This window comes from Xanthobacter sp. SG618, assembly GCF_012932745.1.
Taxonomy (GTDB): domain Bacteria; phylum Pseudomonadota; class Alphaproteobacteria; order Rhizobiales; family Xanthobacteraceae; genus Xanthobacter; species Xanthobacter flavus.
On sequence record NZ_JABBHL010000009.1, the window covers coordinates 194,167 to 219,686 of the forward strand.

The 25,520-nt window shown below is 68.1% G+C and carries 25 protein-coding genes; 18 read left to right on the top strand and 7 right to left on the bottom strand.

What is annotated here, in order from left to right:
- Positions 1 to 3: 3 nt before the first annotated feature.
- The 4 genes from FHT36_RS21610 to FHT36_RS21625 all read left to right on the top strand — a co-directional run bounded on the left by FHT36_RS21610 (position 4) and on the right by FHT36_RS21625 (position 3,600).
- On the top strand, positions 4 to 765 hold the full coding sequence (locus FHT36_RS21610; RefSeq protein WP_169124516.1) for an SDR family NAD(P)-dependent oxidoreductase: 762 nt from the start codon (positions 4 to 6) through the stop codon (positions 763 to 765).
- A 23-nt stretch (positions 766 to 788) separates the two neighbouring features.
- Entirely contained in the window at positions 789 to 1,784 is a 996-nt protein-coding gene (locus FHT36_RS21615; protein ID WP_169124517.1) for an alcohol dehydrogenase catalytic domain-containing protein, read from the top strand.
- A 239-nt stretch (positions 1,785 to 2,023) separates the two neighbouring features.
- On the top strand, positions 2,024 to 2,311 hold the full coding sequence (locus FHT36_RS21620; RefSeq protein ID WP_169124518.1) for a UxaA family hydrolase: 288 nt from the start codon (positions 2,024 to 2,026) through the stop codon (positions 2,309 to 2,311).
- Positions 2,312 to 2,319: 8 nt separating this feature from the next.
- Positions 2,320 to 3,600 (top strand): UxaA family hydrolase, encoded by a 1,281-nt coding sequence (locus FHT36_RS21625; RefSeq protein ID WP_229646781.1) that lies wholly within the window; start codon positions 2,320 to 2,322, stop codon positions 3,598 to 3,600.
- Between the two features lie 88 nt (positions 3,601 to 3,688).
- Here the strand turns inward: FHT36_RS21625 and FHT36_RS21630 are convergent, their stop codons facing one another.
- Together FHT36_RS21630 and FHT36_RS21635 are read right to left on the bottom strand one after the other, a co-directional pair.
- The gene (locus FHT36_RS21630; protein WP_169124519.1) at positions 3,689 to 4,693 is read right to left on the bottom strand and encodes an Ldh family oxidoreductase; all 1,005 of its coding nucleotides are present in this window, start codon (positions 4,691 to 4,693) and stop codon (positions 3,689 to 3,691) included.
- Complete coding sequence (locus FHT36_RS21635) at positions 4,690 to 5,625, bottom strand: hydroxyacid dehydrogenase (protein ID WP_169124520.1); 936 nt, start codon at positions 5,623 to 5,625, stop codon at positions 4,690 to 4,692. Before FHT36_RS21635 ends, FHT36_RS21630 begins: the two co-directional genes overlap by 4 nt.
- A 197-nt stretch (positions 5,626 to 5,822) precedes the next feature.
- Between FHT36_RS21635 and FHT36_RS21640 the strand changes: the two genes are divergently transcribed.
- The 3 genes from FHT36_RS21640 (at position 5,823) to FHT36_RS21650 (ending at position 8,632) form a co-directional block, all read left to right on the top strand.
- Entirely contained in the window at positions 5,823 to 6,620 is a 798-nt protein-coding gene (locus FHT36_RS21640; RefSeq protein ID WP_348644543.1) for a GntR family transcriptional regulator, read from the top strand.
- Positions 6,621 to 6,975: 355 nt separating this feature from the next.
- Positions 6,976 to 7,746: an ABC transporter ATP-binding protein gene (locus FHT36_RS21645; protein WP_169124522.1), complete on the top strand. Its 771-nt coding sequence runs from the start codon at positions 6,976 to 6,978 to the stop codon at positions 7,744 to 7,746.
- Complete coding sequence (locus FHT36_RS21650; RefSeq protein WP_169124523.1) at positions 7,739 to 8,632, top strand: ABC transporter permease; 894 nt, start codon at positions 7,739 to 7,741, stop codon at positions 8,630 to 8,632. The genes FHT36_RS21645 and FHT36_RS21650 overlap by 8 nt, the downstream gene beginning before the upstream one ends.
- Positions 8,633 to 8,665: 33 nt before the next feature.
- Here FHT36_RS21650 and FHT36_RS21655 read toward each other — a convergent pair whose 3' ends face one another.
- A complete protein-coding gene (locus FHT36_RS21655; protein WP_169124524.1) occupies positions 8,666 to 9,418 on the bottom strand; it encodes a GntR family transcriptional regulator in 753 nt (250 codons plus the stop codon).
- Between the two features lie 227 nt (positions 9,419 to 9,645).
- On the opposite strand from FHT36_RS21655, the gene FHT36_RS21660 reads away from it, so the two are divergent.
- The 11 genes from FHT36_RS21660 (at position 9,646) to FHT36_RS21710 (ending at position 19,335) form a co-directional block, all read left to right on the top strand.
- Positions 9,646 to 10,668 carry an ABC transporter substrate-binding protein gene (locus FHT36_RS21660; protein WP_169124525.1) on the top strand — a complete coding sequence of 341 codons (1,023 nt, stop codon included), beginning with the start codon at positions 9,646 to 9,648 and terminating at the stop codon, positions 10,666 to 10,668.
- 90 nt (positions 10,669 to 10,758) lie between these two features.
- A complete protein-coding gene (locus FHT36_RS21665) occupies positions 10,759 to 11,535 on the top strand; it encodes a succinate dehydrogenase/fumarate reductase iron-sulfur subunit (protein ID WP_169124526.1) in 777 nt (258 codons plus the stop codon).
- Entirely contained in the window at positions 11,532 to 11,876 is a 345-nt protein-coding gene (locus FHT36_RS21670; RefSeq protein ID WP_169124527.1) for a succinate dehydrogenase, read from the top strand. Before FHT36_RS21665 ends, FHT36_RS21670 begins: the two co-directional genes overlap by 4 nt.
- The gene (locus FHT36_RS21675) at positions 11,873 to 12,253 is read left to right on the top strand and encodes a succinate dehydrogenase (protein ID WP_169124385.1); all 381 of its coding nucleotides are present in this window, start codon (positions 11,873 to 11,875) and stop codon (positions 12,251 to 12,253) included. Before FHT36_RS21670 ends, FHT36_RS21675 begins: the two co-directional genes overlap by 4 nt.
- A 2-nt stretch (positions 12,254 to 12,255) precedes the next feature.
- Positions 12,256 to 12,987 carry a sulfite exporter TauE/SafE family protein gene (locus FHT36_RS21680; RefSeq protein ID WP_169124528.1) on the top strand — a complete coding sequence of 244 codons (732 nt, stop codon included), beginning with the start codon at positions 12,256 to 12,258 and terminating at the stop codon, positions 12,985 to 12,987.
- A 9-nt stretch (positions 12,988 to 12,996) separates the two neighbouring features.
- A complete protein-coding gene (locus tag FHT36_RS21685) occupies positions 12,997 to 13,869 on the top strand; it encodes a fumarate hydratase (protein ID WP_169124529.1) in 873 nt (290 codons plus the stop codon).
- Between the two features lie 14 nt (positions 13,870 to 13,883).
- Positions 13,884 to 14,495, top strand: coding sequence for a fumarate hydratase C-terminal domain-containing protein (locus tag FHT36_RS21690; RefSeq protein WP_169124530.1), 612 nt, complete (start codon positions 13,884 to 13,886; stop codon positions 14,493 to 14,495).
- The gene (locus tag FHT36_RS21695; RefSeq protein ID WP_169124531.1) at positions 14,492 to 16,222 is read left to right on the top strand and encodes an L-aspartate oxidase; all 1,731 of its coding nucleotides are present in this window, start codon (positions 14,492 to 14,494) and stop codon (positions 16,220 to 16,222) included. Before FHT36_RS21690 ends, FHT36_RS21695 begins: the two co-directional genes overlap by 4 nt.
- Positions 16,219 to 17,898, top strand: a complete 1,680-nt coding sequence (locus FHT36_RS21700) for a thiamine pyrophosphate-binding protein (protein ID WP_169124532.1) — start codon at positions 16,219 to 16,221, stop codon at positions 17,896 to 17,898. The genes FHT36_RS21695 and FHT36_RS21700 overlap by 4 nt, the downstream gene beginning before the upstream one ends.
- An 87-nt stretch (positions 17,899 to 17,985) precedes the next feature.
- Positions 17,986 to 18,993 carry an ABC transporter substrate-binding protein gene (locus FHT36_RS21705; RefSeq protein ID WP_210257912.1) on the top strand — a complete coding sequence of 336 codons (1,008 nt, stop codon included), beginning with the start codon at positions 17,986 to 17,988 and terminating at the stop codon, positions 18,991 to 18,993.
- 159 nt (positions 18,994 to 19,152) lie between these two features.
- Complete coding sequence (locus FHT36_RS21710; RefSeq protein WP_169124533.1) at positions 19,153 to 19,335, top strand: hypothetical protein; 183 nt, start codon at positions 19,153 to 19,155, stop codon at positions 19,333 to 19,335.
- A gap of 9 nt (positions 19,336 to 19,344) precedes the next feature.
- On the opposite strand, the gene pta is transcribed toward FHT36_RS21710, so the two are convergent.
- The 4 genes from pta to FHT36_RS21730 all read right to left on the bottom strand — a co-directional run bounded on the left by pta (position 19,345) and on the right by FHT36_RS21730 (position 25,481).
- Positions 19,345 to 20,424 carry a phosphate acetyltransferase gene (pta, locus tag FHT36_RS21715; RefSeq protein WP_169124534.1) on the bottom strand — a complete coding sequence of 360 codons (1,080 nt, stop codon included), beginning with the start codon at positions 20,422 to 20,424 and terminating at the stop codon, positions 19,345 to 19,347.
- A gap of 187 nt (positions 20,425 to 20,611) precedes the next feature.
- Entirely contained in the window at positions 20,612 to 22,387 is a 1,776-nt protein-coding gene (gene xsc, locus FHT36_RS21720; protein ID WP_169124535.1) for a sulfoacetaldehyde acetyltransferase, read from the bottom strand.
- 83 nt (positions 22,388 to 22,470) lie between these two features.
- A complete protein-coding gene (locus FHT36_RS21725; RefSeq protein WP_169124536.1) occupies positions 22,471 to 23,811 on the bottom strand; it encodes an MFS transporter in 1,341 nt (446 codons plus the stop codon).
- Positions 23,775 to 25,481 carry a GMC family oxidoreductase gene (locus FHT36_RS21730; RefSeq protein WP_169124537.1) on the bottom strand — a complete coding sequence of 569 codons (1,707 nt, stop codon included), beginning with the start codon at positions 25,479 to 25,481 and terminating at the stop codon, positions 23,775 to 23,777. Before FHT36_RS21730 ends, FHT36_RS21725 begins: the two co-directional genes overlap by 37 nt.
- Between the last annotated feature and the right edge of the window lie 39 nt (positions 25,482 to 25,520).

Sequence of the window (25,520 nt, forward strand, 5' to 3'; positions counted from 1 at the left end):
GCCATGTTCAATCTGTCTTCCCTGTTCGACCTTTCCGGCCGCACCGCTTTGGTGACGGGCGGAAGCTCCGGCATCGGCCTCGCCATCGCCGCGGGGCTGGGGCAGGCGGGGGCCGGCGTGGTCCTCGCCGCCCGCCGCGCGGCGGAGCTGGACGCCGCCTGCGCCGATCTCGCCCGCAACGGCATCGCCGCCCGCGCCATCGTCGCCGACCTTGCGGCTGACGACGGGGCGGAGCTTCTGGCCGAAGCGGCCGGCGATGGCATCGACATCCTCGTCAATGCCGCCGGAATGAACCTGCGCCAGCCGTTCGGCGCGGTGACGCGGGAGGCCTTCGACCTGCACATGGCCGTGCACGTGCGCGCGCCGTTTATGCTGGTACAGAAGCTCGCGCCGGCCATGGCGGGGCGGGGGTGGGGGCGCGTTCTCAACATCGCGTCGCTACAATCCTTCCGCGCCTTTCCCAATTCCGCGCCCTATGGCGCGGCGAAGGGCGCCGTCGCCCAGCTCACGCGGGCCATGGCGGAGGAATGGTCACGCCATGGCATTACCGCCAACGCCATCGCGCCGGGCTTCTTCCCCACCGCGCTCACGCAGGCGGTGTTCGAGGACGAGGCGCGCGCCGCCCACAATGCGGCTCAGACCGCCATCGGCCGCAACGGGCGGCTGGAGGATCTGGTGGGTCCCGCCGTTTTCCTCGCCTCCGACGCTGGGGCCTACGTCACCGGCCAGGTGCTGGCGGTGGATGGCGGCTTCACCGCCAAATAGCGCCCCGAGATGAAAGCCCGATCATGAAAGCTCTGGTCTATACCGGCCCCCACCGGCTGGAGTTCCGCAGCGAGCCTGAGCCTCTGCCCACCAGCGACGAGGTGCTGGTGCGGGTAGAGGCGGTGGGAATCTGCGGATCCGACATGCACGCCTATCACGGCCATGACGCGCGGCGTCCGGCGCCGCTTGTGCTGGGGCACGAGGCTGCGGGGCGCGTCGCCTCCGGGCCACGGGCGGGACAGCGCGTCACCGTCAATCCGCTGGTCACCTGCGGCACCTGCCCGGCCTGCGAGGCGGGGCGCGCGCATCTGTGTCCCGACCGGCAGATCCTCTCCATGCCGCCGCGCCCCGGTGCGTTCGCCGAGCTGGTGCGGGTGCCAGAGCGCAATCTGGTGCCCATCCCCGACGACTTCCCCATCGCCCATTCCGCGCTCGCCGAGCCGGTGGCGGTGAGCTACCACGCAGTGAACCAGGGGGCGCGCCTGCTGGGCATGCCCCTTCCCGCCGCCCGCTGCCTCGTGCTCGGGGGCGGGGCCATCGGGCTTGCGGCGGCGCTGGTGATGGCCATGCAGGGGGCGGCGGAGATCTTCGTCGCCGAGCCCAATGCGGCCCGGCGGGCCACGGTCGAGCGCGCCGGCCCGTTCCGCTGCTACGCGCCGGGGGAGGGTGGGGAGCCGAAGGACGGCAGCATCGATCTCGTTGTTGATGCGGTGGGCGCTGTCGCGACCCGCGCCGCGGCCTGCCGGCTCGTGCGGCCGGGGGGTGTCATTGTCCATGCTGGACTTCTGCCCGGCACCGAGGGGCTCGACATCCGCCGCATCACGCTTCAGGAGATCATCGTCTCCGGCACCTACTGCTACACGCCCGCCGACTTCCGGGCGACGGTGGACGCGCTCGCCTCGGGCCGCCTCGGCGACCTCGGCTGGATCGAGGAGCGCGGATTTTCGGAGGCCATCACCGCCTTCGCCGACATCGACGCCGGCCGGACCGGCGCGGCGAAGATCGTCCTGCGGCTCTGACCGCCGGCGCGCCCCCGCCGGGCCGGGGCGCTTTCCTCATCTTGGGTTCCCGTCCCCGCCTGCTGCTCCGGCGCAGGCGCCGGCTCCGCGCGGCCAGACGCGCCTTTCATTCGAAAAACCAGAAAGAATGCCGGCGCCCGACGGGCCGCTTGACAGGGTTTTGTTCGCAGTTTTATGTACTATATCTTATATAAGACTTGGTCGGCACGAGCCGGCCGAGACGCAAGGAGGAGGCAAGCGTGAGTGCGCCGCAACTGTTGGTTCACGAGAAGAAGGACACCGTGGGTGTCGTCGTGGTGGAAGGCCTGAAGGCCGGCACCGACATGCTGTGCGTGGTGACGCACGACAATTCGGCGTTCCACCTCACCTCCAAGATGGACGTGCCCATCGGCCACAAGGTCGCCCTCGCGGACATCAAGGCCGGGGACACCATCTGGAAGTACGGTCAGGACATCGGCATCGCCAAGGCCGACATCGCCAAGGGCGAGCATGTCCACGTCCACAATGCCAAGACCAAGCGCTGGTGAGGGAAGAAATGTCCAACATCGCCATGTTCCACGCCCAGACCGCGCCCAACCCCTTCCGCGGCGGCGCGCCCGACCAGCTCATCACCAAGGCGACCCCCACGGCGCTCGCCTCGGCCGACTATGCCAATGCCACCGTCCGCGGCTGGCGCCGCGAGAACGGCCGGGTGGGCGTGCGCAATCACGTCGTCATCCTGCCCCTCGACGACCTCTCCAACGCCGCCTGCGAGGCCGTGGCCGCCCATGTGAAGGGCACCATGGCGTTGCCCCACGCCTATGGTCGCCTGCAGTTCGGCGAGGATCTGGAAATCCACTTCCGCACCCTCATCGGCATCGGCTCAAACCCGAACGTCGCCGCGGTGGTGGTGATCGGCATCGAGGACCAGTGGACCAACCGGGTGGTCGAGGGCATTGCCAAGACCGGCAAGCCGGTGGTGGGCTTCGGCATCGAGCTCAACGGCGACATCGCCACCGTGGCCAAGGCCTCCTACGAGGCCAAGCGCTTCGTGCAGTGGGCCAACGAGCTGCCGCAGGAGGACTGCCCCCTCTCCGACCTGTGGATCTCCACCAAATGTGGTGAGAGCGACACCACCACGGGCCTGTCCTCCTGCCCCACCGTGGGCAACATGTACGACAAGCTGATCCCGCACGGCATCTACGGCGTGTTCGGCGAAACCTCGGAAATCACCGGCGCCGAGCACCTGTGCAAGGAGCGCGCGGCCACCCCGGAAGTGGCCGAGAAGTGGTTCAAGATGTGGAAGTCCTACCAGGACGACGTGATCGAGGCCCACAAGACCGACGATCTCTCCGACAGCCAGCCCACCAAGGGCAACATTGCCGGCGGCCTCACCACCATCGAGGAGAAGGCGCTGGGCAATCTGGAGAAGATCGGCCGCGAGTGCCGCTACATCGACGCCCTCGAGCCCGCCGAGGCTCCGGCCAAGGGCCCCGGCCTCTATTACATGGACACCTCCTCCGCGGCGGCCGAATGCGTGACGCTGATGGCGGCGGCGGGCTACGTGATCCACACCTTCCCCACCGGGCAGGGCAACGTGATCGGCAACCCCATCGTCCCGGTCATCAAGATCTCGGGCAACCCGCGCACCATCCGCACCATGGGCGAGCATATCGACGTGGACGTGTCGGGCGTGCTGCGCCGGGAGATGACCATTCCGGAGGCCGGCGACGCGCTCATCGACATGATCGTGCGCACCGCCAACGGGCGCCTCACGGCGGCGGAATCCCTCGGTCACCGCGAGTTCGTGATGACAAAGCTCTACCGCAGCGCGTGAGGGCAGGGCGGCCGGGAGCGACCGCCTTCTCCCCGCACGAAAAAGGGCCGCCGGCAGGATATGCCGGCGGCCCTTTTGTTTTTGGATCTCAGGCGGCGGAGCGGCGCTGCAGGTCTTCCAGCAGGTCGGCGGGGATGGTGATGCCCTCGGCCTCGCTCACGGCCCGCGCCTTCAGCCGCCGCTCGCCGGGCAGGCGCGTGCCCTCCTGCCCCAGGATGGCGCCGAGCAGCAGCTCCAGCCGCACGAGATAGTCCGGCCCGCCCAGACGCACCGGGTCCATCACCAGGAACAGGTGGCCGATGGCGGGGGAGGGGCCTTCGGCGGTGAAGAAGGACGCCGCCTCGAAGCCGAACTGGCCGCCGGTCAGCGCCGCGGCGAGGATCTCCACCATCAGCACCAGCGCCGCCCCCTTGGCATCGCCGATGGGCAGCATGGTGCCGGACAAAGCGGCCTTGGGATCGGTGGTGGGGTTGCCCTGCGCATCCAGCGCCCAGTCGTCGGGAATGGGATTGCCGCGCTGGGCGGCTACCATGATCTTGCCGCGCGCCACCTTGCTCAGGGAGGCGTCGATGACGAGGGGCGCGGCATCCTTGCGCGGGGTGGCAAACGCGATGGGATTGGTGCCGAACACCCCGGCCTGCCCGCCCCATGGAGCGATGGCCTGCGGCGAGTTGGAGAAGGCGAGGGCCGCCAACCCCCGCTCCGCCATCTGCGCCACATGATGACCCATGACGCCCGCGTGGTGCGAGGCGAAGACCGAAACCGCGACGATGCCGCTCTCGGCGATGCGGCCTGAGGCGGCATCGAGCCCGGCGGCGATGGCGGGAAAGGCGAGGCCCTCGCGCGCATCCACCCGCAGGGTGGAGACGGAGGTCCATTCGAGCGCCGGTTCCGCCTGTCCCTTCACCTTGCCGGAGCGGATCTGGTCCGCATAGGCCGGCAGGCGGGAGAGCCCATGGCTGGGGATGCCGTCCGCGTCCGCCGCCACCAGGGCCTCGGCGGTCGCATCGGCCGCCGTGCGGCCGGCGCCGGCCGCGATCAGCACCGAGCGGGCGAGGGCGCGGGCCGCGTGGAGGGAGAGTTGCTCGCTCATGCCGCCTTCTCCTGAAGCACCTGCGCCACCGCGATGGCCACCGCCTCGCTGACGCGCACGTTGGATTCCACGGTGACACCCGCAATGTGCGGGGTGAGGATGAGGTTGGGCACGCCCTCGAGCGGGCCGCCGCCAGGCAGGGGCTCCGTCTCGAACACGTCCAGCATGGCGCCGGCGAGCCGGCCCGCCTTCAACGCCTCTGCCAAAGCCGCCTCGTCCACCACGCCGCCGCGCGCGGCATTGATGAGCACCGCATCCGGCCGCATGCAGGCGAGAGCGTCGGCGCCGATGAGCCCGCGCGTCTCGGCGGTCAACGGCACATGGAGGCTCACCGCGTCGGCGTTCCGCAGCACCGCATCAAGCGAGGCCGGGCGCGCGCCGTTGGCGGCGAAGGCGGAATTGCCGGCATCAAGGAAGGGATCATGGGCGATGACTTCCATGCCCAGGGCCACGGCGCGCCGCGCCGTCTCCCGCGCGATGGCGCCGAAGCCGACCAGGCCGAGGACGCGGCCGGACGTTTCCCGCCCCATGAGGCGCGTGCGCGGCCAGGCGCCGCCGGCCACCTCGGCGGAGGCGTGGTAGGCGCCGCGCAGCAGCATCATCACGCCGCAGATGACATATTCGGCCACCGCCAGGTCGTTGGCGCCGGTGGCCGGGCGCACGGCGATGCCGCGGGCGCGGCAGGCCTCCACGTCGATATTGTCGAGGCCGACCCCGAGCCGCCCCACCACTTCCAGCCCTGGCGCCGCCGCGAGCAGCGCTCCGCGCACCTGCGTCCGGTTGCGGACGATGAGGGCGCGCGCATCCTTGAGGAGGGCGTTGAGGGTATCGGGCTGGTCCACCAGCGCCGGATCGTAATGGACCTCGTGAAGGTCGCGCAGCGCGGCGAGCGCCGCCTCGTCCATGAACTCGGTGACGACGATGTCGGGCATGGGCGTTTCCGGTTGTCGTTTTCGGATATTGTCGTTCTGGGCGCGGAACGAGGGCATTGCATGCGCTTCTATTCCATTATCATATATAAGATATGAGACTGACGGGTGTTGCAAGCTCTACGGGGGAGATGCAAGCCGGGCCAGCCACACCTATAAGCGTCGGAGAAAGACGCGCCGGACCAGGGGGCGAGAGGATCGTGAGCAAGCCAAACATCGCCGCCGGGGCCGAGTCCCGCAGGGCGCAGGAGAGAAGCCCGGCCGGCGCCGCCCATCGCGGCGAGGGCGAAGGACTCGAATCCAAGCCGCTCTACCGCCAGGTTCGCGAGACCCTGATCCGCCGCATGGTGGACGGCGTGTGGGCCCCGGGAGAGCCCTTGCCCAGCGAGATCCAGCTCGCCGCCGAACTCGGGGTCAGCCAGGGCACGGTGCGCAAGGCGCTGGACGAGATGGCGGCGGAGAACATCGTGGTGCGCCGGCAGGGCCGGGGCACTTTCGTCGCCCGCCACGACGAGGAGCGCATCCTGTTCCAGTTCTTCAAGCTGGTGGGGGATGACGGCGAGCGCCACTTCCCGGAAAGCCGGGTGCTCGGCATCGAGCGGGCGAAGGGCACCGCCGCCGAATGCGCCGCCCTCGCTATGCCGCGCAACGGGCGCGTCCTGCGCATTCGCCGCCTGCGTACGTTCGACGGCGCGCCGCTCATCATCGAGAGCCTGATCCTGCCCGACCAGATGTTCCCAGGCCTCGCCGACGCGCCGGTGCCGAACAATCTCTATGGCCTCTACGCGCAGCGCTACGGCATCACCGTGGCGCGGGCGCGGGAGCAGCTGAAGGCCGTCGGCGCGGATGCCGACACCGCGGCCATGCTGCATGTGGAGCCCAGCGCGCCGGTGCTGCTCATCGACCGTCTCGCCTATTCGCTCGACGGAACTCCGGTGGAATGGCGCGTCAGCTTCTGCCTCACGGCCGGTTTCCACTATCTCTCCGACCTGACCTGATTTCTCGTAAGCCTTTGAGAAAAATCCATCTTTCCGCGCGAGATGGCCGCCGGAGTGGTGCGACAAAACTTATGTCTTATATATGATAGTAGATGACCTTTACAGGCCTACCAGCCTTGTCTATCGTCATCACACCTGAGGCGGCGCGACAGGAGTCCGCAGCCCGCAGGAAAAGCCGAAGAACGGCGGGGCGGATGCGCCATTTCGCGCGCCCCGACCGCGGGATCCCAACAGACACGACAAGGCCTGCCGCCCCGCCAAGGGTGGTCCGGCACCATGAAGACCGGGAGCAGAAACGACGCCTCGCCAGAACGGCCAATAAAGGCCGCGGCGACAGGTCCCAAGGGAGGGATGCATGGGTTCGCAGAAACCTCTTCTGGAGGTGAGTGGCGTAACGCTGCAGTACAAGACGCCGAATCTACTCGTCACAGCCACCTACAGGGTGGATTTCAACGTTCTCGAGGGCGACCGCTTCATCCTGCTGGGGCCGTCCGGCTGCGGGAAGTCCACCCTGCAGAAGGCCGTCGGAGGCTACATCACGCCCACCGAGGGCGAGATGCGCCTCAAGGGGCAGGTGATCCGCGCCCCCGGGCCGGACCGCATGATGGTGTTCCAGGAGTTCGACCAGCTCCTGCCCTGGAAGACCGTGCGCCAGAACGTGGCCTTTGCCCTCACCGCCGCCCGCAAGCTGAAGGCCAAGGAGGCGGACGAGCGGGCCATGCACTACATCGAGAAGGTCAACCTTACCAAGTTCTCGGACACCTATCCGCACATGCTCTCCGGCGGCATGAAGCAGCGCGTGGCCATCGCCCGCGGCATGGCTATGGAGCCGGACATCCTCTTAATGGACGAGCCCTTCGCCGCCCTCGATGCGCTGACGCGCCGGAAGATGCAGGACGAGCTTCTGCAATTGTGGTCGGACACGCGCTTCACCGTGCTGTTCGTCACCCATTCCATCGCCGAGGCCATCAAGATCGGCAACCGCATCCTCCTGCTCTCACCCCATCCGGGCCGGGTGAAGGCCGAGCTCAACAGCACCACCGATCCCAAGGACGCCGCGCTCCTCGAGCAGCGCATCCAGCACATGCTGTTCGCCGACGAGGCGAAGGAGATCATCGATGCCTGAGATCGCCACGCTGAAGGTCATCCCCGCCACCGAGGCGCGTCCGGAAATCTTTCGCGAAGACACGCCGGCCGACGCCATGACGGTGGTGGAAAAGCCGCTTTCCACCTGGGAGCTGCTCTACAACTGGAGCTTCTTCCGCAAGCTCATCATCCTCGCCGCGCTGGCATTGGCGTGGGAGATCTACGGGCGCGTCCTCAACAACGATTTGCTCTTTCCCACCTTCAGCGCCACCGTATCCGCCTTCTTCGCCAACGTGATGAACGGCGTGCTGCCGGAGCGCGCGTGGGGGTCGCTCCGGGTGCTGCTGATGGGATACGCCATCGGCATCACGCTGGCGGCAGTGCTGACGGCGCTCGCCATCGCCTCGCGCATCGGCACGGACTTCCTGGAGACCATGACCTCCATGTTCAATCCGCTGCCGGCCATCGCGCTCCTGCCGCTGGCGCTGATCTGGTTCGGGCTCGGCACCGCCAGTCTCGTCTTCGTGCTAGTGCACTCGGTGACATGGGCCATCGCCCTCAACACCCACTCGGGCTTTCTCTCGGTGAGCCGGACGCTGAAGATGGTGGGCCGGAACTACGGGCTGAGGGGGCCGCGCTTCATCGCCACCATCCTCATCCCGGCGGCATTTCCCTCCATCCTCACCGGGCTGAAGATCGGCTGGGCGTTTGCGTGGCGCACGCTGATCGCGGCAGAGCTGGTCTTCGGCGTGTCGTCCGGCTCTGGCGGCCTCGGCTGGTTCATCTTCGAGAACAAGAACATGCTGGACATTTCCAACGTGTTCGCCGGCCTTCTGACCGTGATCCTCATCGGCCTCGTGGTGGAAAACCTGATCTTCCAGACCATCGAGCGCCACACCATCCAGCGCTGGGGCATGCAGGCCTGAGCGGCGCCAATCGGTGCGAAGCGCGGACCGCCCTCATTCGAGGGCGGTCTTGTATTTGAGGTGGGCGGTGAAGCTCTCGCGATACTCCACGCGTCGCCCATCGAGGGCGTAGGCGACGCGCCGCACCTCCAGAACCGGGGCGCCCGTCACGATGCCCAGGTGCTGTGCCATGAGGGCGTCCGCCGTCGCCATGCCCACCTCGTCCACGGTGCGCATGATGGTGACGCCGCAGCGCTCCTGATAGAAGACGTACACCTCCTCCACGATATCCTCGCCGGTCTCCAGCCCCAGCGCGGCGAAGGTCTGCGCCGGCAGCGCCAGGCGCTCATAGACCAGCGGCTGGTCCTTCTCGCTGCGGATGCGCGTGAGGGCCAGCACCTTGCCGTTGGCATCGAGATCGAGCTGCCGGCGCTCTTCGGCGCTCGCCGCGCGAACGGTCTGGGTGAGGAGATGCGCCACCGGATCGAGCGGACGCCCATCCCCGTGCACGAAGCGCAGGAAGCGGAAGCGCGACTTGGCGCTAGAGTGGGGCACCACTCGCGTGCCGCGTCCGTGCTGGCGCTCCAGAAGCCCGTGGATCACCAACTCCTCGGTCGCCTTGCGGATGGTGCCGATGGACACGCCCAGCTCGCCACAGAGCTGCTGCTCGCTCGGCAGGTAGCCGCCGGGCTTCCAGACACCGTCGATGATGCGCTTCAGCAGCAGGTCGCGCGTCTGCTGGTAGAGCGGCCGCGCCTCGATGGCGGCGGCCCGGGCGTTCGTGGGGGTGATAGATTCCGATGTCATATATATGACCTAAGACTATTGACACCTGTCTTTCCGAGGGTACTCTGCCCCTGCCGACACTCAATCGGAAAATGGTCGCGCGCCGGAATCAAAACCCGAGCGGACATGTCCATCGGCCTTTGATCCCGGAAACGAAAACAAGACCGCACGCCCGCAGCGCGCGGCCATGGCAGCCCTCGGCATGCCGGCTGCGAGGCGCCAGGGAGTCTGCCACCAGGGAGAACGCAATGGGTCTCTTCTTCAAACGCGCGGCCGTGTTCGCCGCCGCAGCGCTAGCCCTTGTTCCGCTGTCGCTCGCCGCAGGGACGGCGCGCGCGGAAACCGGAACGGTCCGCCTCGCCAAGCAGTTCGGCATCTCCTATCTGCCGATGACGGTGATGGAGGAGCTGAACCTCATCGAGAAGCAGGCGAGCGCCAAGGGCTTCGCTCTGAAGACCGAATGGCTGCGTTTCACCGGCGGCTCGGGCATGAACGAGGCCCTTATCTCCGGCAATCTCGATATCGCCGCCGGCGGCGTCGGGCCGATGCTCACCATCTGGGCCCGCACCCGCGGCAATCTCAAGGTGAAAGGCATCGCGGCGCTGAACGCCATGCCGCTCTACCTCGTCTCGGTGAACCCGAACGTGAAGACCATCAAGGACTTCACCGTCGCCGACAAGATCGCCCTGCCGGCGGTGAAGACCTCCATCCAGGCGGTGACGCTGCAGATGGCCGCCGAACAGGCCTTCGGCGCGGGCCAGCAAAACAAGCTGGATTCCCTGACCGTCTCCATGGGCCACCCGGACGCCCAGCTCACCATGATGGGCGGCAAGTCCGAGGTGACCGCGCATTTCGGCTCCTCCCCCTTCCAGGAACTGGAGCTGAAGGATCCGCGCGCCCACAAGGTGCTGGACAGCTATCAGGTGCTTGGCGGGCCGCACACCTTCAACGTCATCTGGACCACCGAGAAGTTCGCCACCGAGAACCCCAAGGCCCTCGCCGCCGTCCTCGCCGCGCTGGAGGAGGCCAATGCCATGATCCGCAAGGATCCTGCCGCCATGGCCGCGCTGTGGATCAAGGCCGAGGGCTCCAAGATGAGCGTTGACGAGGCGGTGGCCATCATCAAAGCGCCGGAGAACGAGTGGACCACCACCCCGAAGAAGGTGCTGTCCTATCTCGATTATATGCACCGGGCCGGCCTCGTCGGTGCCACCACCAAGGACTGGAAGGACATCTTCTTCCCCGCCATCCACGGTGCGCCGGGGGGCTGAATATCTCCTAGGCCGGCGCGCGGCCATCGCGTGCCCTCCCGTCGCGGGCGGCAGCCTGCGGCGTCTCAAGAAGCCTTCAGGACGAACGACATGACCAGCACGAGCCAGAACGGGCGGTCGGCGGCAGCGCCGGCCGAGGAGACCCTGCGCGTCCGCGTGTGGCGCGGCCAGGCCGATGGCGCCTTCGAGGACTTCGCGGTGCCGCGCCGCGCCAGCCAGACCGTTCTCGACGTGGTGACGGAAATCCAGCGTGCGCAGGACCCGACGCTCTCCTACCGCTTCGCCTGCCGGGTCGGGATGTGCGGCTCCTGCGCGATGGTGGTGAACGGCCGGCCGCGCTGGACCTGCCGCACCCGCGTCTCCGAAGCGGTGGACGGCGACATCCTCGTGCTGGAGCCCCTGCGGAACCTGCCGATCGTGAAGGATCTGACGGTCGACATGGTCCCCTTCTTCGAGAAATGGCGCGATGCCCACGGCGCCTTCGAGCCGGGCGAGGCCCCGCCCTCAGATTTCGCGCAGGTGCGGCCCGACAGCCCGAAGCGTAAGGCCGCCGATGCCGGCGTCGAGTGCATCAATTGCGGCGTGTGCTATTCCGCCTGCGACGTGGTGGCCTGGAACAAGGACTATCTCGGCCCGGCCGCCCTCAATCGCGCCTGGACGCTGGTGAATGACGAGCGCGACCGGGGCAATGCGGCGCGGCTCGCCGCGGTGTCCGGGGATGTGGGCTGCCACTCCTGCCACAGCCACATGAGCTGCACCGAGTTCTGCCCCAAGGATCTGGCACCGACCTACGCCATCGCTGGCCTCAAGCGCGCCACTGCGCCCTTGCCCCTCGGCCGTCTCCTCGCGCTGCTGGTGAAGTCATGAATCCCCTTCTCTACATGGCCCAGCGCGGCACGGCCGCGGTGCTGGCGGTCGCGGTGGCCGTGCATCTCGCCACCATGGTGCACGCCGTGCGCGGCGGGCTCAGCGCGGCGGAAATCCTGTCGCGCACGGCGGGCAATGGCTGGTTCCTCGCCTTCTATTGCGTGTTCGTCTGCGCCGCCGCCATTCACGCTCCCATCGGCCTGCGCAGCGTGATCCGCGAATGGACCGGCTGGCGCTCACGCTCCCTCGACATGGCCATGCTCGCCTTCGCCGCCGCCATCCTTGTGCTGGGGCTGCGCGCGGCGCTCGCGGTCTACCAGCCGGGAGGACTGGTGCCGTGAAGCCGTCCGCCCTTTCCTCCACGACCCGCCCCGGCCTGCGCGAGGCCGCCCACCTGAAGCCGGGCTTCATCGCGGCACTGCTTCATCGCCTGTCGGGCGTGGCGCTGGCGGTGTTTCTGCCCATGCACTTCATCGCGCTGGGCACCGCCCTCTCCGGCGCTAACGCGCTCGACAGCTTCCTGGCGGTCACCCACAGCCCGCTGGTGAAGATCGCCGAATGGGGCCTCGTGAGCGCCCTTGCCGTGCACATGGCCCTCGGCCTCCGGGTGCTGGCCATCGAGTGGTTCTCGTTCCGCGGCCACACCGCCGGTGTGGTGGCGGGCGCCATCGCGGCAGGGCTTGCCGTGGGGCTCCTCTTCCTGCTGAGCGGGTGGTGAGCATGCTCGGCATTCCGCTCGCCACCCTGTCCGTGCTCTGGGCCGGCGCCTTTCTTGGCGCGGTGGCCGCGGGCGGGGCCGGCTTTGCCTTCGCCCTCGCCGCCTCCGCCATCTGGCTGCACGCGCTGGACCCGATCCAGACCACCGCGCTGATCGTCGCCTGCGGCAGCATCCTGCACCTCACGCTGGTCTGGCCCATCCGCCGGTCCATCGACGGCGTGCGCCTCGCGCCCTTCCTCGTGGGCGCTTTGGTGGGGGTGCCGCTGGGCGTCCTGGTGCTTACGGCGGTGAACCCCGCTCCGCTGAAGCTCGCTCTGGGCCTCGGCATGGCGGCCTATGCCCTCTACGCGCTGCTGGCCCCGCGCCTTCCGGTGATCGTCGCCGGCGGCCGGTGGGCCAATGCTGGCATCGGCTTCGTGGGCGGCATCCTCGGCGGCCTCGGGGGCTATTCGGGGGTCGTCCCCACCATCTGGACCCAGCTGCGCGGCTGGCCGAAGGAGGTGGCGCGCGGGGTGTACCAGCCCTTCATCCTGTTCGCGCACGTGGTGACGCTGGCAGCAGTCGGCGTGGTGGGCATCGATGGGCGCTCCTGGCTGCTCATCGTCCTGGCCCTGCCGCCGCTCGCCATCGGCGCCGTGCTCGGCCTCCAGATCTACGGCCGTCTGAACGAGAAGGCATTCAAGCAGATGCTGTCGCTGATGATCCTGCTCTCGGGTCTGGCGCTGGTCTTCTAGGAGCACCCCATGGACCTCAACCTCGACGAAGTCGAAAAGATCTGCGCCGACCTCTATCTGCGCGCGCTTCAGTTGCTGCCGCCGGACATCAAGGCGGGCTTCTCGGAACTCCAGCGCACGGAGACGGACGCGACCGGCCAGGCCATCCTCGGCACCATGGTGGAGAACATCAAGGTCGCCGAGCGCACCCGGAACATCCTGTGCCAGGACACCGGCATCCCCATCTACAACATCACCATCGGCCGCAACGTGACCTTCGACGGGGCAGGGCTGAAGGAGGCGGTGCGCCGCGGCGCGGCGCGATCGACCAGGGAAAACTCCCTGCGCTCGTCGGTGGTGCATCCCATCACCCGCAAGAACGACCAGAATTCCTGCGGCATCCGCGTGCCGGTGATCCATATCGACTTCGACGACCGGGAGGAGACCGTCTCCATTGAGATGATCCCCAAGGGCTCGGGCTCGGAAAACGGTTCGTTCCTCAAGATGCTGCTGCCCTCGGACGGCATCACCGCCGTGAAGCGCTTCGTGGTGGACAGGGTGATCGAGCTGGGCGGCCGGGTGTGCCCGCCCACCATCGTCGGCGTCGGCATCGGCGGCACCTCGGACCTGTGCATGCACCTCGCGAAGATCGCCGCCACGCGGCCTTTGCGCACGGTGTGCGAGGATGCCGAAGGCGCGAAGATCGAGGCCGAGCTCTCCCGTGCGGTGAACGAACTGGGCATCGGGCCGCAGGGCCTCGGCGGGCGATCCACGTCCTTCGCCGTCCATGTGGAGGTGGCCGCCACCCACATCACCCAGAACCCGGTGGCGGTGAACATCCAGTGCCATTCCGCCCGCCGCGCGCGGGCCACCCTCACCCCCGGCGGCATCGCCTTCAGCTGATCCGGAGCGCCCCGATGGCCCACCATGTCCTTGAAATGCCGGTTGATGCCGATCAGGTCCGCGCCCTGAAGGTCGGCGATACGGTGACGCTCCAGCGCACCCTGTTCGGCATCCGCGACGCGACGCAGATCCACATGTTCGACCGCGGCCGCACCACCCGCCTCGATCTCAAGGGGCATGCGGTGATCCACACCGCGCCCAACGTGCACCGCGTGGCGAAGTCCCCCGCCGCGCCCGCCGGCTACACGCCCTTCTGCATCGGCACCACCACCTCCATGCGCATGGAGCGCTTCACCCGCCCGCTGATGGAGCGGGAAGGGGTACGCCTCATCGTCGGAAAGGGCGGCATGGGGCCGGCGACGCAGGAAGCCTTCCGCGACCTCGGCGGCGCCTATCTCGCCATCGTCGGCGGGGCGGCGGCGCTGGAGACCACGTGGATCGAGGAGATCGAGGACGTGGACATGGACGATCTCCATCCCGAGAGCCTCTGGAAATTCCGCATCCGCGATTTCGGGCCGCTGCTGGTGGGCATGGATGCCCATGGCGGCTCGCTGTTCGAACGGGTGCAGGCGGATGTCGCCGCCCGCCGCGACGCGGTGCTGGCCGGCATCGGAGCCTCCGAATGACCCCCGCCGTCGCGATCCGGGAGACGGACGTCCTCATCCTCGGCTCGGGCGGAGCTGGCCTGTTCGCCGCGCTTCACACCAAGAAGGCCGCGCCCGACCTCGACGTGACGGTGGCGGTGAAGGGCCTCATCGGCAAATGCGGCTGCACCCGCATGGTGCAGGGCGGCTACAACGTGGCCCTGGCGCCCGGCGACAGCGTCGAGCGCCATTTCATGGACACGGTCGAAGGCGGCAAGTGGCTCAACGACCAGGACCTCGCCTGGACGCTGGTGACCGAGGCGCAGGTGCGCATCCGCGAACTGGAGACCGAGCTTGGCTGCTTCTTCGACCGCAATCCGGATGGCAGCGTCCACCAGAAGGCCTTCGCCGGCCAGACCTTCGACCGCACGGTGCACAAGGGCGACCTCACAGGCATCGAGATTATCAACCGCCTCATGGAACAGGTGTGGCGGCGCGACGTGAACCGTATGGAGGACCACCGCGCCCTCGACCTCATCCCCGCCGCGGATGGCTCGGGCCTCGCCGGAGTGCTCATGCTGGACATGCGTACCGGCGTTCCGGTGCTGGTGAAGGCGCGCGCGGTGCTGCTCGCCACCGGCGGCGGGCCGACCATGTACAAGTATCACACCCCGTCCGGCGACAAGTCCTGCGACGGGCTCGCCATGGCCCTGCGCGCTGGCCTCGCGCTGCGCGACATGGAGATGGTGCAGTTCCACCCCACCGGCCTCCTCGCCGGCCCCGGCACGCGCATGACGGGCACCGTGCTGGAGGAGGGCCTGCGCGGCGCCGGCGGCTGGCTCACCGACCGCACCGGCGCGCGCTTCATGCACCTCTATGACCCGCGCGGCGAGCGGGCCACTCGTGACATCGTCAGCCGCTCCATCATGCGCCGCATCCGCGACGGCTACGCCACCGCCCATGGGGGCGTGCACATCGAGATGGGGCATCTCGGCCCGGACCGTGTGCGCAAGACCTTCAAGGGCATGGTGGAGCGCTGTGCCGATTGCGGCTTCGACCTGGCCGGAGGGCGGGTGGAGGTGATCCCGACCGCCCACTACATGATGGGCGGCGTGGTGTTCGGCGGCAATTGCGGCACCGCCATGCCCCGTCTCTACGCGGCCGGGGAGGATACGGGCGGCGTGCACGGCGCCAACCGCCTGGGCGGCAACGGCGTCGCCAACTCCACCGTGTTCGGCGGCATCGCGGGCGATGCCATGGCGCGGGAGGTGGAGCGCGGGCGTGCCCTTGCCGATCCCGATCCGGCGGCCATGGAACACGCGTTGGAGCGCGCCTTCTCTCCGCTGGGCCGCGATGCGCGGGACCTGCCCGCCATCCGCGAGGCGCTCTACGAGGCCATGTGGGATGACGTGGGCATCCTGCGCACGGCGCAGGGGCTGAAGCGCGCGCAGGCGACGCTGGGCAGCCTCGGCGATGCCATCTCCCGCGCCGGCGCGCCGGATGGGGATCGCCGCTACAACCTCACCTGGATGGACCGGCTGAACCTTGAGAATCTGGTGCTTGTCAGCCAGGCCATCACCGCGGCGGCGCTCGCCCGCGAGGATAGCCGAGGCGCCCATTTCCGCGAGGACTTCCCCGAGACCTCGGACCTTGATACCTCGCGCTACACGCTGGTGCGGCAGGAGGCGGGCCACCTCGACATTTCCACGGCCGCGGTGGCCTTCACCCGCGTCGCGCCCGGCCAGAGCCTGCTGAAGGACGTCGCATGAGCCCCGCACCCGCCCCCACTGCCGCCGCCCCTCGCCCCGCCGCGGGGCAGGACCTCGCTCCGCGTGGTGCGGACCTCGTTGTCCGCGCGCTTGAGGCGCATGGGGTGAAGCGCATCTTTTCCCTGTCCGGCAACCACATCATGCCGGTCTATGACGCGCTGCTGGAGACGGATATCGCCCTTGTCCATGTGCGTCAGGAAGCGGCGGCGGTGCATATGGCGGATGCCCATGCGCGCCTGACCGGTGAGGTCGGGGTTGCGCTCGTCACCGGCGGGCAGGGCCTGTCCAACGGCGCCGCCGCTTTGTTCACGGCGCTCGGGGCGGAATCCCCGGTGCTCCTGCTGTCCGGCCAGGCCGGCATCGGCGAATTGGGCCGCGGCGCCTTTCAGGAGATGGATCAGGCGGCGGTCGCACGGCCCATGGCCAAGGCCTCGTGGATGGTGGAGAGCGCCGAAGCGCTCGGCGCCGACATCGCGCGAGCCATCCGCATCGCGCGGGAGGGGCGGCCCGGCCCCGTTCATCTCGCGCTGCCGGTGGATCTTCTGGAGAAGCGGCTGGCTGCATCGCAGCCGACCGTGACGATCGAGGAGGCACGCACCTCGCCGGAGGAGGAAGCCATCGCAGCACGTCTCGCGGCGCTGCTTGAGAGCGCGGACCGCCCCCTCATGTTGTGCGGCCCCGCGCTCTGCACGCCGTCAGGACGACAAGCCATGGCGCGGCTGGAAGCCGCCACGGGCGTGCCGGTGATCGGCATGGAGAGCCCGCGCGGGGTGAACGATCCCGGCCTTGGCGCCTTTGCGGAACTTCTGGCCGGGGCGGACCTCGTTGTTCTGCTCGGCAAGGCGCTAGATTTCACGCTGAAGTTCGGCGCGCCGCCTACGGTGGCGGCGTCCTGCCGCTTCGCGGTGGTGGATGCGGACCCACACCTTCTGGCGCGTGCGGTGAAGGCGAAAGGTGCGCTCCTTGTGGAGCGCGTGGAAGCGGAGGCTGGCCGTGTGCTCGCCGCCCTCGCCGCATCCCCGCCGGCCGCGGCTGCGGCTCGTGCATCCTGGCTGGCGCAGGCGAAAGAGGCGCTGGCCTTCGTGCCGGCGGCCTGGGCGAGCGCGCGGGCGGCCTCGGGCCGTATCCACCCGGTAGAGCTGTGCGCTGCGGTGCGCGACTTCCTCGCCCGCCATCCCGATGGGACGCTCGTCTGCGACGGCGGCGAGATCGGCCAGTGGCCGCAAGCCATCGTCAAGACGCAGAACCGCATCATCAACGGCGTTTCCGGCACCATCGGCGCCTCCATTCCCTTCGCCATCGCCGCCCGGCTCGCGCGGCCGGAGGCGCCGGTGGTGGCGGTGATGGGCGACGGCACCTTCGGCTTCCACATGGCGGAATTCGACACGGCGGTGCGGGTCGGTGCGCCTTTCATCGCGGTCATCGGCAACGACGCCCGCTGGAACGCCGAGCACCAGATCCAGCTGCGCACCTATGGCGCCGAGCGCACCCGCTACTGCGATCTGCTCCCCACCCGCTACGACGAGGTGGTGCGGGCGTTGGGTGGATATGGCGCCCTCGTCACCGATGCCGCCGACCTGCCGGAGGCTCTCGCCGAGGCCCACGCGAGCGGGCTTCCCGCAGCGATCAACGTGATGATCGAGGGCTTCCCCGCTCCGGTGATCCGGCGCGGCTGAGCCTCAGGCCGACCTAGACCCGATCCGGGCATCAGACCCGGCGACGCCCGCGCGACGGGCGAGGAAACGCAGACGGAGGGCTCAAGGATGATGGCACTGAAATGGAAAACGGCTGCCGCGCTCGTGCTGCTCGCCGCGATGACGTCGGTCGCTGCGGCGGAGGTGGACAACGTGACCATCGCCCGCCAGCCGAGCCTCGGTCATCTGCCGCTGATGATCATGGAAGATCGCGGCCTGCTGGAGAAGGAAGCGGCAGCCCGCGGCGTATCGAACCTGAAGACCCGCTACATCAAGCTCGCCGGTGGTGCGGCGATGAATGATGCTTTGCTGTCCGGCGCCATCCAGTTCGCGGCCGGCGGTGTTCCGCCTCTGGTGCTGCTGTGGGCCAAGACCAAGGACGGTTCCAATCCCGTTAAGGCGGCGGCGGCCATGAACTCCATGCCGCTCCTGCTCAATACGTCCAACCCCAATGTGCGCTCGCTGAAGGACTTCACGGCGAAGGACAAGATTGCCCTACCGGCGGTGAAGGTCTCGGTGCAGGCCATGTTCCTGCAGATGGCCGCAGAGAAGGAGCTGGGCCCGGATCGCCGCAACGACCTCGACAAACTGACCGTGACGCTCTCCCATCCGGACGGCATGGCGGCGCTGCTGGCCGGCAACGAGGTGACCGCCCATTTCACTGCCGCGCCCATCCAGGAGCTGGAGCTCAGGAAGCCCGGCGTGCACACCGTGCTCAACACCTTTGACGTGCTGGGCCAGCCGTCCACCTTCAACGTGGTGTGGACCACGACGCGCTTCGCCAACGACAATCCGAAAATCTATGCCGCCTTCTTCGCGGCGCTCGAAGAGGCCATCGCCATCATCAACCGCGACAAGTCAGCCGCCGCCCGGGACTATGTCCGCCTTGCCGGAGACGGCAGCGAAGTGGCGCTGATCGAGGGCATCCTGAACGACCCGCAGGTGACCTTCACCACCACCCCGCAGGCCATCCAGAAATATGCGGACTTCATGACCCGCACCGGCATGATCACCGCCACGGCGCAGAGCTGGAAGGACCTCTTCCTGCCCAACGTCCACGGCAAGCCGGGAAGCTGACGTAGCTTCAATACGAAGGGGCGGCGCCATCGTAGAGGTCGGCGCCGCCTTGTTTTTCCGGCCATTGTGCGACGCAGCAGAGCGCGATGTTGCGCCGCATTTGGCGGCGGATGCGGCTGGGGATATAATGGGCGCTTGAAACGACGCTCGTGACCCCAGATGAACACGCAAGACGAACTGCGAAAGGTTTTCCTGCCGCTCGTGCTGGTGGCAGCGCTGTTCGCGGCCGCGGCTCCTCGCGCGGCCGGGCAGCCGATCTCGCTGTCGGCCGTCTCGAAGACGCTCGCACAGTGGGGTGAGGCCTATGCGGCCTCGGAGTCCATGCTCCAGATGGGCAACTGATCCGTCCCTTCAGCCGGCCCGCGTCTCACCGAGGCTGGCTGCGGCAGGCCGTGAGTTTTGCCAGACGCTGTCGATCTTTCCAGACATCGCGACCGGAAGCGTGCGGCCGGCCTGGGCGCAGGTGAGCGCGATCATGTGGAACACGTCGTCCTGCGAGCAGCCGCGGGAGAGATCGTTGGCGGGTTTTGCAAGCCCCTGAAGCACCGGCCCGATGGCCTTCGCCCCGCCCATCCGCTGGGCGATCTTGTAGCCGATGTTCGCGGCATCCAGATTGGGGAAGACGAAGACGTTGGCATCGCCCCGGATCCTCGATCCGGGCGCCGTCTTGGCCGCGCCCACCGTGGCGACGAAGGCGGCGTCGAACTGCAATTCCCCCTCGATCACCAGATCCGGCTCCGCCTCCCGCACCAGCCGCACCGCCTCCACCACTTTGTCCACCCGCTGGTGGCGCGCGCTGCCGTTGGTGGAGAAGGAGAGCATGGCCACGCGGGGGGCCTCGCCGGTCATGGCGGTGTAGGAGTGCGCCGCCGCGCGGGCGATGTCGGCCAGCTCGGCCGCGTCGGGGTCGATCACAAGCCCGCAGTCGGAGAACACATAGGCCCCCTTCTGCTCGTGATAGTCCTCGCACAGGATCATGAGGAAGAAGCTGGAGACGATCTTCGCGCCCGGCGCGAGGCCGATGATCTGGAGCGCGGCGCGCACCGTCTCGGCCGTGGTCGCCACCGCGCCGCCGACCGTGCCGTCGGCATCGCCCTGCCGCACCATCATGGCGGCGTAAGCGAGCGGCTCGCGCACGCGGCGCCAGGCGGTGGCGAGGTCCATGCCCTTGGCGTGGCGCAACAGGTGCAGGGCCTCGGCATAGGCCTGAAGGCGCGGCGAGGTGGCGGGATCCTCGATGGCAATGCCCCGCGCATCACCATCGAGGGCCGCCATGACCTCCTCGCGGGCACCGAGGAGGATCGGCCGGGCAATCCCTTCCCGCGCGGCGCGACGGGCGCCGGCGGCAATGCGCGGGTCGCTGCCTTCCGGCAGAACGATGCTGCGGGGGGCGGCACGCGCGGCGTCGATGATCCGGTCGAGGGCGAGCATGGCCTTCCTCTCGGGACTAGAGCACGCGCCGACCTGATTGCATCGCAATCACGTCGGATAACGCGTTCTCTTTCTTAAGGTTAGAGGGCGATTCACCGAGCGGATTGATCCAATCCGCTCGGATCGCGCTCTGGGGCAGAAAAGGCCGGGCGGAGCGTGTGGAGGAGCGACCCCGCCCGGGTCTCAGTCAGCGTGCGATCTGCTCACGCATGTCGGAGCGCGCGATGCCGGCCACTGGAACGGGCTTCTTCATGGCATCCCGGCGGAACGGCTCGCCGAGCTCCTGGTTCAGCACCACCTCGATGAAGGTGGTGATGCCCTTCTTCTGCTCCTCGGCGGCGGTGTGGATGGCCTCCTTGAGGCTCTCCGGCGTGTCCACGCGCACCCCCTTGAAGCCGCAGCCCTCGGCGATCTTCGCGTAGGAGAGCTTGGGGTCGAGCTCGGTGCCGACGAAGTTGTTGTCGTACCAGAGCGTCGTGTTGCGCTTCTCGGCGCCCCACTGGAAATTGCGGAACACCACCATGGTCACCGGCGGCCATTCCTCGCGGCCGATGGAAGTCATCTCGTTGATGGAGATGCCGAACGCGCCGTCGCCGGCAAAGCCGAACACGGGCACGTCGGGGCAGCCGATCTTGGCGCCGATGATGGCCGGGAAGGCATAGCCGCAGGGCCCGAACATGCCCGGTGCGAGATATTTCCGTCCGATCTCGAAGCTCGGATAGGCATTGCCGATGGCGCAGTTGTTGCCGATGTCCGTGGACATGATGACGTCCTTCGGCAGCGCGGACTGGATCGCCCGCCACGCCTGACGGGGCGACATGCGGCCCTTGTCGCGGGCGCGGGCGTCCTCGTTCCAGCGGGTGCCGGGGTCGTCGTCCTCATGGTCCATGGAGGCGAGCTGCTGGAGCCAGCGCGAGCGCGTCTGGTGGATCAGCGCGCGGCGCTCCGCCCGTCCGGCATCGCCGGCACCGGGCGCGAGCTGGTCGAGCAATTGGCCGGCCACTTCCTTGGCGTCGCCGCAGATGCCCACGGTGATCTTCTTGGTGAGGCCGATGCGGTCCGGGTTGATGTCCACCTGGATGATCTTCGCCTGGCGCGGCCAGTAGTCGATGCCGTAGCCAGGCAAAGTGGAGAAGGGGTTGAGCCGGGTGCCCAGCGCCAGCACCACGTCGGCTTGCGCGATCAGCTCCATGGCGGCCTTGGAGCCGTTGTAGCCCAGCGGACCGACGGCGAGCGGATGGCTGCCGGGGGCGGCGTCATTGTGCTGGTAGCCGGAGCAGACGGGCGCATCGAGCCGCTCGGCCAGCGCCATGGCCTCGCCGATGGCGTTGCCGATGACGACGCCTGCGCCGTTGAGGATCACCGGGAACTTCGCCTCGGAGAGGATCTGCGCCGCCTCGGCGATGGCGTTGCGGCCGCCGGCGGGACGCTCGAGGCGCACGATCTGCGGCAGCTCGATGTCGACCACCTGGGTCCAGAAATCGCGGGGCACGTTGATCTGCGCCGGGGCGCAGGCGCGCCAGGCCTTCTCGATGACCCGGTTGAGCACTTCGGCGACGCGGGAGGGGTCGCGCACCTCCTCCTGGTAGCAGACCATGTCCTGGAACATGGCCATCTGCGAGACTTCCTGGAACCCGCCCTGTCCGATGGTCTTGTTGGCCGCCTGGGGCGTCACCAGCAGCATGGGGGTGTGGTTCCAGTAGGCGGTCTTCATGGCGGTGACGAAGCCCGTCACGCCCGGTCCGTTCTGGGCGATGGCCATGGCCATGCGGCCGGTGGCGCGGGTGTAGCCGTCGCAGATCAGGCCCGCATTTGTCTCGTGGGCGCAATCCCAGAAGCGGATGCCGGCCTTGGGGAAGAGGTCGGAGACCGGCATCATGGCCGAGCCGATGATGCCGAAGGCCTCGTTGATGCCGTGCGCCTGCAGGACTTTGATGAACGCCTCTTCGGTGGTCATCTTCATGACGGAAAAATCCTCTTGGAACCTTGGAAGTCTTTGGGGAGAGGGAGGCGGCGGCCGCGCGCCGCCTCCGGATCGGCGGGGGATCAGCGCGCGGGCTGCCGGGCCGCTTCAGGGGTGGTGCGCCGGGCGTCGGATAACTGGGCGCGGGTGACCGGCACCCGGATCGCCAAGGCCGAGACCATCGAGACGAGCGCCGCGAACACCACGTAGGCGCACACCTGCCAGGGCTGTCCGTCGCCGCGGGCGAGCAGATAGGTGGCGATGATGGGGGTGATGCCGCTCGCGACGATGCCGGAGAACTGGTAGACGAACGAGATGCCGGTGTAGCGCACCCGGGCGTCGAACAGGTCCGAGAACAGCGCGGCTTCAGGCCCGTAGCACATGGCGTAGAGCACGCCGAACGGGAACACGATGCCGAGCGCGATCAGCGGCAGGGACCCGGTGGAGAACAGCCAGAAGGCCGGGAACACCACCAGAGCCAGCAGCGCGGAGCCGATCGCATAGGTGCGCGGGCGGCCCCATTTGTCGGAGAGCTTGCCGAACATGGGGATGGTGAAGATCATCACGAAGGCGGCGAGCGTAACCAGCCACAGCGCCGTCGTGCGGGGCACCTTCACGTAGTTCGCCAGATAGACGATGGAGAACACCGCGAAGACGTTGAAGAACACGCCGTCGATGTAGCGCACGCCCATGCCCAGCAGCACGTTGCGCGGATATTCCCTGAGCATGGTGACGAAGGGGATGGCCTCCGCCTTGTTGGCGGCCTTCACCTGCTCGAACTCGGGCGTCTCGTGCACCTTCAGGCGGATATACATGCCCACGATGATGAGCACGATGGAGCCGATGAAGCCCACGCGCCAGCCCCAGCTCATGAACTGCTCGTCCGGCAGCATGGAGACGATGGCGGTGACGCCCGAGGCGAGGCACAGGCCGAGCGCGAGGCCGATCTGCGGGATGGAGGCGAAGAAGCCGCGCTTGTCTTCCGGCGCGTATTCATAGGCCATCAGCACCGCGCCGCCCCATTCGCCGCCGATGCCGATGCCCTGCGCCACGCGCAGCAGCAGCAGCAGGATGGGCGCGGCGATGCCGATCTGCGCATAGGTGGGCAGGAGGCCGATGGCCACCGTCGCCACGCCCATGATCATCAGCGTGATGATGAGCATGCTCTTGCGGCCCAGCTTGTCGCCGAAATGGCCGAAGATGAGCCCGCCCACCGGCCGCGCCACGAAGCCCACCGCGAAGGTGGTGTAGGCGAGCAGGATGGAGATGACCGGATCGTCGGCCGGGAAATACAGCTTATTGAAGACGATGCCGGCGACGATGCCGTACAGGAAGAAGTCATACCATTCGATGGTCGCGCCGATGACGCTGGCGCCGACCACGCGCCTCAGCTCGCGACTTGAAGCTCCCGCTTGCCCAGCCATTGTTGTGTCCTCCCGTCATTGATTTGATTTGGGGCGTTGTCTCGCCCATTCCTGTTGTTCATCGCGTCCTCGCGGATCATGTCGGCGGCTTTTTCTCCGATCATGATCGCGGGGATGTTGGTGTTGCCGGACACAAGGCTCGGCATCACGGAGCAATCCACCACCCACAGGCCATCGACGCCACGGACCCGTAGGCGCGGGTCCACCACCGCATCGCGGTCGTCGTCGGGGCCCATCCGGCAGGTGCCGGCGGGGTGGAAGATGGTGGCGCCATATTCGCGGGCGAAGGCGAGGAGGCCCTCGTCGTCGGTGACGCCCGGTCCCGGCAGCTTCTCCTCCGCCACATAGCTCTTCAGCGGCTCGGTGGCGGCGAGCTTGCGGGCGAACTTCATGGCGGCGACGGCGCAGCGCCGGTCCGTGTCGGCGGCCAGGTAATTGGCGGTGATCTTCGGCGGCGCGAGCGGATCCCCAGAACCGAGTCGCACCCAGCCCTTGCTCTCCGGCCTGAGCTGGCACACCGAGAGGGTGAAGCCGGAATAGTCATGCACCTTGCCGCCGGCCATGTCCGCCGAAAGGGTGCCGATGTGGAACTGGATGTCGGGGGTCTTCGATTCCGGCAGCACGCGGGTGAACAGGCCGCCCTGGTTGATGCCGATGGCCAGCGGTCCGCCCCGGAACAGGAGATATTCCAGCCCCATCTTGAGGCGCCCGAACAGGGAGTTCAGCGCATCGTTGGTGGTGATGGGCTTGGTGCAGCGATAGAGCAGGCGCAGCTGGAGATGGTCCTGCAGGTTGCCGCCGACGCCGGGGCTGTCCACATGGACGCCGATGCCGTTGGCCTTGAGGTGCTCCGCCGGCCCGATTCCCGAGAGCATGAGCAGATGGGGGGACTGCACCGCGCCCGCCGACAGCACTACGCCCCGGCGCGCCCGGATGACCTTTACCCGCCCGCCTACGCTCACCTCCACGCCCACGGCGCGGCCGTTCTCGAACAGCACGCGGCGCGCCTGTGTGTCGGTGAGGATGGAGAGATTGGCGCGGCCCTTGGCGGGAGAAAGATAGGCCTTGGCCGCGCTCATGCGGAAGCCGTTGCGGGTGGTCAGCTGGTAGTAGCCGACACCCTCCTGCCGGGCGCCGTTGAAGTCCGCCGTCTCCGGCACGCCGAGCTTGCGGCCGGCCTCCTTGATGACCTCGATCAGCTCGTGCTTGCGCGGGATGGAGCTGACGCGTACGGGGCCATCGGTGCCATGGAGCGGATCGTCGGCGAAGGCGGGGTTGTCCTCCAGCTTGCGGAAATAGGGCAGCACATCCTCGAAGCCCCAGCCGGTGGCGCCCTGCGCCGCCCAGCCGTCGTAATCCTCCTGCTGTCCGCGGATGACGATGAGGCCGTTGATGGAGGAGCACCCGCCAAGAACGCGGCCGCGCGGCCAATAGATGCGCCGGTCGCCCATGGTGGGTTCCGGCTCGGTGTGGAAGCGCCAGTTCAGGCGATCATTCCACATGGTCTTCCCGTAGCCGATCGGCACGTGAATCCAGGGGTTCGTGTCCTTTGGTCCGGCTTCCAGCAGGGCGACGCGGCTCTTGCCGTCTTCGCTCAGCCGATTGGCCAGAACACACCCCGACGACCCGGCGCCGATGACGACGAAGTCGAAGTTTTCCTCGCCTTGCATGGCAGTTTCCTCTCTGCGGAACTGACGATGCGACGAAGG

Excerpts from the sequence above, each read along its gene's own strand:
- FHT36_RS21710 (WP_169124533.1), top strand. The coding sequence starts at position 19,153 with ATGAACACGCAAGACGAACTGCGAAAGGTTTTCCTGCCGCTCGTGCTG.
- FHT36_RS21645 (WP_169124522.1), top strand. The coding sequence starts at position 6,976 with ATGGGTTCGCAGAAACCTCTTCTGGAGGTGAGTGGCGTAACGCTGCAG.
- pta (WP_169124534.1), bottom strand. The coding sequence starts at position 20,424 with ATGCTCGCCCTCGACCGGATCATCGACGCCGCGCGTGCCGCCCCCCGC.
- FHT36_RS21615 (WP_169124517.1), top strand. The coding sequence starts at position 789 with ATGAAAGCTCTGGTCTATACCGGCCCCCACCGGCTGGAGTTCCGCAGC.
- FHT36_RS21610 (WP_169124516.1), top strand. The coding sequence starts at position 4 with ATGTTCAATCTGTCTTCCCTGTTCGACCTTTCCGGCCGCACCGCTTTG.
- FHT36_RS21695 (WP_169124531.1), top strand. The coding sequence starts at position 14,492 with ATGACCCCCGCCGTCGCGATCCGGGAGACGGACGTCCTCATCCTCGGC.
- FHT36_RS21625 (WP_229646781.1), top strand. The coding sequence starts at position 2,320 with ATGTCCAACATCGCCATGTTCCACGCCCAGACCGCGCCCAACCCCTTC.
- xsc (WP_169124535.1), bottom strand. The coding sequence starts at position 22,387 with ATGAAGATGACCACCGAAGAGGCGTTCATCAAAGTCCTGCAGGCGCAC.
- FHT36_RS21660 (WP_169124525.1), top strand. The coding sequence starts at position 9,646 with ATGGGTCTCTTCTTCAAACGCGCGGCCGTGTTCGCCGCCGCAGCGCTA.
- FHT36_RS21670 (WP_169124527.1), top strand. The coding sequence starts at position 11,532 with ATGAATCCCCTTCTCTACATGGCCCAGCGCGGCACGGCCGCGGTGCTG.
- FHT36_RS21630 (WP_169124519.1), bottom strand. The coding sequence starts at position 4,693 with ATGAGCGAGCAACTCTCCCTCCACGCGGCCCGCGCCCTCGCCCGCTCG.
- FHT36_RS21650 (WP_169124523.1), top strand. The coding sequence starts at position 7,739 with ATGCCTGAGATCGCCACGCTGAAGGTCATCCCCGCCACCGAGGCGCGT.
- FHT36_RS21705 (WP_210257912.1), top strand. The coding sequence starts at position 17,986 with ATGATGGCACTGAAATGGAAAACGGCTGCCGCGCTCGTGCTGCTCGCC.
- FHT36_RS21690 (WP_169124530.1), top strand. The coding sequence starts at position 13,884 with ATGGCCCACCATGTCCTTGAAATGCCGGTTGATGCCGATCAGGTCCGC.
- FHT36_RS21725 (WP_169124536.1), bottom strand. The coding sequence starts at position 23,811 with ATGGCTGGGCAAGCGGGAGCTTCAAGTCGCGAGCTGAGGCGCGTGGTC.
- FHT36_RS21665 (WP_169124526.1), top strand. The coding sequence starts at position 10,759 with ATGACCAGCACGAGCCAGAACGGGCGGTCGGCGGCAGCGCCGGCCGAG.
- FHT36_RS21730 (WP_169124537.1), bottom strand. The coding sequence starts at position 25,481 with ATGCAAGGCGAGGAAAACTTCGACTTCGTCGTCATCGGCGCCGGGTCG.
- FHT36_RS21680 (WP_169124528.1), top strand. The coding sequence starts at position 12,256 with ATGCTCGGCATTCCGCTCGCCACCCTGTCCGTGCTCTGGGCCGGCGCC.
- FHT36_RS21655 (WP_169124524.1), bottom strand. The coding sequence starts at position 9,418 with ATGACATCGGAATCTATCACCCCCACGAACGCCCGGGCCGCCGCCATC.
- FHT36_RS21700 (WP_169124532.1), top strand. The coding sequence starts at position 16,219 with ATGAGCCCCGCACCCGCCCCCACTGCCGCCGCCCCTCGCCCCGCCGCG.
- FHT36_RS21635 (WP_169124520.1), bottom strand. The coding sequence starts at position 5,625 with ATGCCCGACATCGTCGTCACCGAGTTCATGGACGAGGCGGCGCTCGCC.
- FHT36_RS21685 (WP_169124529.1), top strand. The coding sequence starts at position 12,997 with ATGGACCTCAACCTCGACGAAGTCGAAAAGATCTGCGCCGACCTCTAT.